General features: G+C 46.5%; 5 protein-coding genes. 2 read left to right on the forward strand and 3 right to left on the reverse strand.

Going from position 1 to position 6,552, the window contains the following annotated elements; translation table 11 throughout:
- Positions 1 to 23 precede the first annotated feature (23 nt).
- Both KNP91_RS13010 and KNP91_RS13015 read left to right on the forward strand, forming a co-directional pair.
- Positions 24 to 1,199: a DEAD/DEAH box helicase gene (locus tag KNP91_RS13010; RefSeq protein WP_012369514.1), complete on the forward strand. Its 1,176-nt coding sequence runs from the start codon at positions 24 to 26 to the stop codon at positions 1,197 to 1,199.
- Positions 1,196 to 1,837, forward strand: a complete 642-nt coding sequence (locus KNP91_RS13015) for a hypothetical protein (protein WP_012369515.1) — start codon at positions 1,196 to 1,198, stop codon at positions 1,835 to 1,837. The genes KNP91_RS13010 and KNP91_RS13015 overlap by 4 nt, the downstream gene beginning before the upstream one ends.
- Positions 1,838 to 1,895: 58 nt before the next feature.
- Here KNP91_RS13015 and KNP91_RS13020 read toward each other — a convergent pair whose 3' ends face one another.
- From KNP91_RS13020 to KNP91_RS13030, 3 genes are all read right to left on the reverse strand, one after another.
- Positions 1,896 to 3,689, reverse strand: coding sequence for a GGDEF domain-containing protein (locus KNP91_RS13020; protein WP_214850409.1), 1,794 nt, complete (start codon positions 3,687 to 3,689; stop codon positions 1,896 to 1,898).
- Positions 3,690 to 3,824: 135 nt separating this feature from the next.
- Positions 3,825 to 5,720 carry an ABC-F family ATP-binding cassette domain-containing protein gene (locus KNP91_RS13025; protein ID WP_012369517.1) on the reverse strand — a complete coding sequence of 632 codons (1,896 nt, stop codon included), beginning with the start codon at positions 5,718 to 5,720 and terminating at the stop codon, positions 3,825 to 3,827.
- Between the two features lies 1 nt (position 5,721).
- Complete coding sequence (locus KNP91_RS13030; RefSeq protein WP_012369518.1) at positions 5,722 to 6,420, reverse strand: lysophospholipid acyltransferase family protein; 699 nt, start codon at positions 6,418 to 6,420, stop codon at positions 5,722 to 5,724.
- Positions 6,421 to 6,552: the final 132 nt, after the last annotated feature.

A 6,552-nucleotide genomic window follows, 5' to 3' on the forward strand; every position in this document is an offset into this window, starting at 1 on the left:
AAGAGAGTAGGAGAATACACGTTATGGACTTTATGAAACCTTTTATTACGGAAGCATGGGAACGCGCCCGCTTCGAAAAAATGATGCCGGTTCAAGAACAGGCAATCCCATTATTACGCGAACGAAAAGATGTGTTGGTCGAAGCACCGACCGGAACCGGGAAAACATTGGCCTATGTCATCCCGGCACTGGAATTGATTGATGAAAATGAACCGCATATCCAAGTCGTGATCACCGCACCGACACGTGAACTGGTCATGCAGATTCATCAGGTCATTCAACTGTTTTCGCAAGGAAGCGGCATTAAATCCGGTGCCTTCATCGGCGGTGTCGAACTCAAACGCCAGCACGAACGATTGAAGAAAAAACCGCAAATCATCGTCGGAACACCGGGCCGCCTCGTCGAACTGATTGATTCTAAAAAAATGAAGATGCATAAAGTGAAACTGATTGTTTTGGATGAAGCCGATCAAATTTATGAGAGCGGAATGAGTGCTTCGGCCACACGGATTGCCAACAGTGCATTGCGTGATCGTCAGCTGGCATTCATCTCGGCGACGTTGCCGGAACGAACGGCTGAATGGGGCAAAACGTTATTTGCGAACGAGCCGGAACGGATTAAAGTAGAACGTGTCATGAGTACGCAAGTGAAGTTCGGTTATATCGAGATGTCACGCCGCCTCAAACCGGAATACTTGCGCCGCCTGGCCAACATGCAGGGAGCGAAAGTGTTGACGTTCATCAACAACCGTTCATTCCTCGGACCGTTAAACGGTGAATTGAGTAAGTTCTCCTTAAAGTACCGTATTCTTGACGCCGAAAAAGGAAAACGCGAACGGATGGAGACGCTTCGTTCATATAAACGCGGAGAGTTCCCGTTACTTGTTACGACGGGGCTTGCCGCCCGTGGCCTCGACATCGAAGCGGTCACGCATGTCGTTCATTATGATTTACCCGAATCCTTCGATGATTTCGTTCACCGTTCAGGACGGACAGGGCGCGGGAACGCATCCGGTATGGTCCTTGCTCTTGTGACGGATCACGATTTGAAACACCTGAAGACATTGACTAAACAAATGGGTGTGGAACTAGAAGAAATGGAGATTTACCGTGGGGAAGTGATTCCGAAACGGGAAGAAACTGAACCAAAAACCATTAAACGCCCGGCGAACCCACACCGGAAAGGACCGACACGATGAAAAGCGAGCGAAAGATCATTCCTTTTCCAACGACCGTATCGGAAGCGGAGATGAATACGGCACTAAAAAAGATGTACCAGGAAGCCGCAACGGCCAGAAGTACGGATTGGGTCGCGTTCATCGAAGAGATTGCAACGGAAGGACGATGGTATTTAAAGGACGCTGAACTGTTCCGTGATCTATTCGTTGATTGGGCCATTTTCTATGAAACGGACGAACAAGGCAAAACACCGCACGGTCGTTTTTTAGAACAGGTCAAGGAAGACATGTCACCGAGTTTATACCGTGCTTTAAGAGGGTTGGCGGATCCGGTGCCTTCTCTGTTTCTTGTTGAGGAAGACCGGGTCGTCGACATCATGTCAAAGCAGACCTATCAGACCGATTTAGGAGAAATTGAAGTCGAACCGGGGGATTTACTGGTCGGTAAACTTCTTTATATCTCGGGGAAATGGCGTTTTGCGATTGCTTACATGAAAGTCGCCAAAGCATTAGTGCCGGAAGTCCGGATTCTTTTGGCGGATTTCGTGGATGAGGTAGGAGAAGATGCCTTGTTACGCCAATATCCTGAATTCTGTGCCGAGTTAATTGATTTATTACTCGATATTGAAGAAGGAAACATCGCCCCACGCCCGGAATGACAAAAAAATCGGCCTTTCCGTACTCATTCGGAAGGGCCGGTTTTTTGAGTGGAAATCATTATTCCATTTCGGAACGATACACACCAATCCCGTTTTTGTCTTGATGCTTCACACGATACATGGCTAAATCCGCCTGTTTGAGCCATTGTTCCAAATCGGCTTCCAAATCGTGGCGTGCCACACCGACACTGGCAGAAACACGTAACCGTTGTCCGTGATACTGGTACGGTTTCGACAACTGATTCAATAAAACTTTGCAGCGTCGTCTTAAAGATACTTCATCTTTCGCCGAGGTCAGCAGAGCAAATTCGTCTCCACCGAGCCGGTAAACCGATTCGTCAGCGGATAATTCTCCGGCAAGACGTCGTGCGACTTCTATCAGAATAAAGTCCCCGGCTTCATGACCGTACGTGTCATTAATTTGTTTGAAGTCGTCGAGATCAATCAGGGCGAGATAATTCAAGGTGGCTGTTTTTTCATGAAACGTTTTTTCCAACGATCGGCGATTGCCGATGTGGGTTAAACCGTCATGATAGGCATGGTATTCGATTTGCTGTTGACGTGCCATCCGCTCTGTTACGTCATGGAGGATCAAGAAGTGACCAAAGGCAGTATCGCCAATCTGAATCGGGATCGAAATTAATTCGAATTGTTGATTCGCTTCATTTTGATAATGATTCGACCCTATCTTCAAGGCAGTTTGAACATGGTGCAGTTCGCCCGTCACATAATCAATCGTCATGTCTGAAAGGCCAAAAATCCGTTGAGCAGCCTGATTCGCATAAGTCGGTTCCTGATTCTGATTAAAGCGAACGATTGGATCAGGATGTCCCATGAACAGCGGAATGACTTGTTGTTCACTGGCTTTGATTTGTTCAGTTCGTCGATCCACCCGTATCGCCAATTGTTCATTTCGGGTATCGAGTTGACGAACGATCGATGTATGTTGGCGCGTGATAAGAATCTGGCGAACAATCAATAAAAATAAGATGATAAAGACATCCTGTTTTTGTCCGTCCTCATCCAGGAAATAGTGAAGGAATAATGGTAAAGATAACAGCGGGAGCCAAGCACGTTGGACGATCGGCGACTTATTAACCCCTTCAGCGATATGGTCAATATGCCAAAGGATCGCTGCGCTCTGAGCCAAACGGATAAGGATGGGCGAGAAAACCAGATACTGCATCGTAAATGCCGGAAAATAAACGGACGATATTTCATACAGACCTCGAATGAAAATCGATAAGAACAGTAAAAATAGTGTCGTCCGGGATACCCAGTGGGTGTCCTGGATAAAGAAAAAATAAAAGAACACGAACAGACCGAGTGATGTATTGATGATGACGACAAGCGAATAAGGGAACGGATTGACAGCGGGATCGACCAGTTCATTCAGAATATGAAACGCAACTAAAGCAAGAAAGATGACTAAAATGATGGCATCGATAAAAGCCAAAAGGTGTTGACCGAAACTCTTTTTAGAAGCAATCCGGTAAAAAATAGCATACAAAAATAAATAATGAGACAAGGAAAATAAAGCGAGGCTGTAGAATCCGGAAAAACTTTCGGGCGGACTGAACAAATGAATTGTTTCTAAGACGGATCCGATGACGGATAGACATAAAGAACCAAGCGCAAGCAACCAGAAATTCCGTCTAGGAACGATGAGAAACTGTTCTTTTTTATAGGCGACTAAAATGAAAAAGGCAATCAAGATCATCGACAGATACTGCAGAATTTGTTCGACGACAAGGTTGGGAATCGATTCGTTTGCAGAGGAAATCACTACGAGCAGCGTAGAAATGATCAGCAACGGCGGAAACCATTTTATGAAATAGGGGGATCGTTGCATGAAACTGCCTCCTCACTTGAAGTGTGTTGTCCTTTTTTTTATCATACACTGCTTTTGTCCGGTTCATGTGAATCAAAAAAATAAATCGTATCCGTTCGTCGTGTTGACGAATGGATACGATTCTTAAGAAAAAAATTAGTTTTTATAGTTTTCGTATGCCTCGACTTTTTCGGATAAATAAGTCCAGTATTCCATCAACTGATCGATTTTTGCTTTCGCTTGTTCGATTTGCTGATAAAGATCGTTGACCTGACCTAAATCACTTCCGGAAGAAGCCAGTTGTTGCTCAAGAGATTCCGCCTGAAGTTCCGCTTCCTCGATTTGAGATTCAATCGTCTTCCAGTCGAGCTGTTCCTGATAACTTAGTTTTTTGGGTGTCTCGGCAGGCGGTGCTTCGACGGTCGGCACGTCTTTTACGATAGGTGCCTCGATGACGGAAGGGAGTTCCCGTTGCTCTAAATAATCGGTGTATTGACCGTAGTACGATACGATTTCACCGTTTTCAAATGCTAATAACCGGTTGACGACACGGTCAAGGAAATAGCGGTCGTGACTGACTGTGATGACGGTTCCCGGGAACGAGTCCAAATAATCTTCCAACACGGATAACGTTTCCGTATCCAAATCGTTGGTCGGCTCGTCAAGGAAAAGAACGTTTGGTTCATCCATCAAAATCGTGAGCAGTTTCAACCGTCGTTTTTCACCACCGGATAATTTACCGATTGGTTTATATTGTGCTTCCGGTTTAAACAAAAATTGTTCAAGCATCTGACTTGCCGTGATTTCCTGACCGTCCAGGGTCGTGATGACTTGGGCGATCCGTTCGACTTCTTCAATGACCCGGCGGTTAGGGTGACTGAATTCTGCGAATTGACCGTAAAAGCCGACTTTTACTGTTTCGCCGTGAATAACTTCACCGCTCGTCGGTTCCAGGCGTTTGGCAAGAATTGATAACAAAGTGGATTTTCCACTCCCGTTTCGTCCGACGATTCCGTATCGTTCCTTCCGGCCAAATAACCAGCTGAAATCATTGAACAACGTCCGGTCGCCAAATTGCTGACTGACATCCACCGCTTCGATGACTTTTTTCCCGAGTCGGGTGGAGCCGACCTGAACTTCGAGCGCTGCTTCGTCTTCTTCGTAAGACAGTTCTTGCAGAGCATCCACCCGTTGAATACGTGCCTTTTGTTTGGTCGTCCGTGCTTTCGCCCCGCGACGCAGCCAGGCGAGTTCCCGCCGAAGGATGTTTTGTCGTTTTTCTTCCATCGAGGCTGTCCGTTCCCGGCGCTCCGCCCGTTTCTCGAGGAATGATTCATAATTGCCAACATAGAAGTAAGCTGTTCCATTCGCGATTTCCATCATATGATTCGTGACACGGTTCAAGAAGTAACGATCGTGGGTGATCAGTAAGATCGCCCCGCGATATTCCTTAATTTGCGATTCAAGCCAAGTGATCGTCTCGGCGTCAAGTTCGTTGGTCGGCTCATCGAGGAGTAAGAGATCGGCTTCGTCGAGCAACGCTTCAGCCAGTCCGACCCGTTTTCGTTGTCCGCCTGACAAGGAACCGATCGTAGCTTCAAGATTCGTGATGCCGAGTTTATTTAAAATCATTTTGAGACGGGACTCAGTATCCCAGGCGTTCGCGGCATCGATTTCTGTTTGTGCGCTGATGAACCGTGTCAGTAACGTTTCATTTGCCGGATCTTGCTCAAGAGCCAACCGTGCAACTTCATAATGACGAAGCGCATTGATAGTGGGGGTATTGCCGGATAACAAAACCTGCATGACTGTTTGATCTTCCGGATAATCCGTTGACTGCGAAAGCAGGCGGATCCGGTAGTCATTTGGATGTTGAAGCTCACCGGCGTCCGGTGTTTCTTGTCCAGCTAAGATATGAAGCAACGTTGATTTTCCGGTACCGTTGACACCGATGATTCCGATCCGGTCACCGGGACTCACGGAAAAGGTGACATCCTCGAATACGATTTTATCGGCGAATTCTTTTTTTAGTTGATCGACTTTAAGTAACATGTCAGACTCCTTCTACAATTTCCTTGATTTGTTGTTCGACCAGAACGACCAGTTCTTTTTGCGACATGGATGTCGGGTCGATCGGTTTTAAAATCGTCACATCGACGGTCGCCGGTCGAATGCGTCCGGTTTCCTCCATGACACGATAGCTTCCTGAAATCGCAATCGGAACGACTAATGCTCCGCTCGATGTAGCCAGTGTAAAACTGCCTGCCTTAAACTCGGCGACAGGTCCTCCTTTAGAACGTGTGCCTTCGGGAAAAATAATCATCGATTGACCATCTTTAATCGTGTCGATTCCGGCCCGGATAGCTTTGAGAGACTGTCGGCGATCTTTGCGGTCAATCATGACACATCCCATCAGATTCATCCAGACATTCACAATGGGAATCTTGTTCACTTCAATTTTTGAGATGAAGGCTTTTGGTTTGTCGATTTTTCCGAGGAGGATCGGAACATCAAAATTACCTTGATGATTAGCGATGAAGACGACTGGTTGATCGGCCGGGATGTGTTCCTGACCCGTCATCCGGACCTTGACTCCGGCAAGCCGGAGTAATGAGTTTGCCCAGGCATGAGCCACTTTTTGTGTATAGGCGTAGCGTGCAGCGTGCGTTCGACGTTTTGCCCCTGGAAGAAACGGTAATGTAAGGGGTAGAACCAGTCCAAAATGAATGAACCAGATGATTGTGCGTAACATAGTGGCATCAGACTCCTTTTTTTGCTTTCAATGATTATTGTACGACGAATTGTAATATTAAGTGCAACACCTAGCTGAAAACACAAAAAAACCCATAACGGCCTCGTGTAGAATAGAGTTACCACACAAAAT

This window comes from Exiguobacterium sp. s138, assembly GCF_018618775.1.
GTDB lineage: Bacteria > Bacillota > Bacilli > Exiguobacteriales > Exiguobacteriaceae > Exiguobacterium_A > Exiguobacterium_A artemiae.